The 1,021-nt window shown below is 70.6% G+C and carries 2 protein-coding genes; both read right to left on the bottom strand.

What is annotated here, in order from left to right; all coding sequences use genetic code 11:
* Positions 1-112 precede the first annotated feature (112 nt).
* Entirely contained in the window at positions 113-493 is a 381-nt protein-coding gene (locus tag ACTWQJ_RS51760; protein WP_224736273.1) for a hypothetical protein, read from the bottom strand.
* Positions 494-702: 209 nt separating this feature from the next.
* Positions 703-1,021, bottom strand: a 319-nt coding sequence (locus ACTWQJ_RS51755; RefSeq protein WP_443313262.1) for a MurR/RpiR family transcriptional regulator, incomplete at its 5' end; no start/stop codon positions are given.

Below are 1,021 nucleotides of genomic sequence, written 5' to 3'. Positions count from 1 at the left end.
CCGCCGCACCCGGGATCCGGCGGACAGGGGAGCGGCCGTCGGTGACGGCTGAGCGCGGCCTCGAGCATGATGCCGCCGGGCAGTTCGACGGCGCTGAGCCAGGACTCGCCCCTCAGCGCCCGGCGTTGTGCTCCACCAGCGCCTCGGTGACCGCCCGCACGCTGCGCGCGATGTGCTGGAGCTGGAGTACCTCGGCGGCGTACAGCTTGATCGTGTGCTCGATGACCGATTCCGGCATGCCGAGCCTCGGCAGGTCGGCCCGTGCGGTCTGCAGAGCGGTGCGGGCCACCCGGATCTCGTGCTGTACCTGGATCTGGGCGTGGCGGGCGAGCAGCACGGGGTGGCGGATCAGCGCCGGATAGCCGGCGTAGCGCGCCGGCACCAGCTCACGCAGCCACTTGGCCGCCGAGCGCTCCCAGTCGTAGCTGCCGGGGGTCTTGACCTGGCACGGCCAGTCCGGGCTGATGCGCGTGGACGTCAGGGGCATGATCATCGCTTCCGGTGTGCTGCGTCGCAGAGGGCGGTCCGACGGGGTGGGGCGGCCCCGGTCTAGGGGAGTGACCGGGACCGCCCCGGGTGCGGATCCGCGAGCAGTATTTATATATGCCGATCGCTTTGCAAGGCGTATGAAAACATTCATGCGTGATTTGTTGTGGATGATCCGCTTGTGATGCCTTACGGGGTGCGCGAACCGCGGGCGGATCAGTCCCGCAGGAAGAACTGGTGCTGGTCCGAGACCTGTTCGTACGCCTCGAGCCGCGCCTGTGTCCGTTCCGGGTCGGCGTCGGTCATCGCCTGCAGCAGCGCGGCCGCCATCACACCCGGCGCGGCATAGGAGTCGAACACCAGGCGCGAACCCGTCCCGGTGGCGAAGGTGACGTCCGCCTCGTCGGCCACCGGGCCGAGCGCCAGGTCGGTGATCAGGGCCACGCGCAGCCCGGCGCCGCGCGCCAGACGCACCGCGGCCAGTGTCTCCTGGGCGTGCCGGGGCAGGGAGAACGCCAGCACCCAGGTGCCGCCG

The organism is Streptomyces sp. KR55 (assembly GCF_052245645.1).
Lineage (GTDB): Bacteria > Actinomycetota > Actinomycetes > Streptomycetales > Streptomycetaceae > Streptomyces > Streptomyces flavusporus.
Note: the sequence above shows the minus strand (reverse complement) of the source record. Positions and strands in the feature narration are given on the sequence as shown.

Bases quoted from the DNA above. Each gene is read 5' to 3' on its own strand.
- ACTWQJ_RS51760 (WP_224736273.1), bottom strand. From the start codon at position 493: ATGATCATGCCCCTGACGTCCACGCGCATCAGCCCGGACTGGCCGTGC.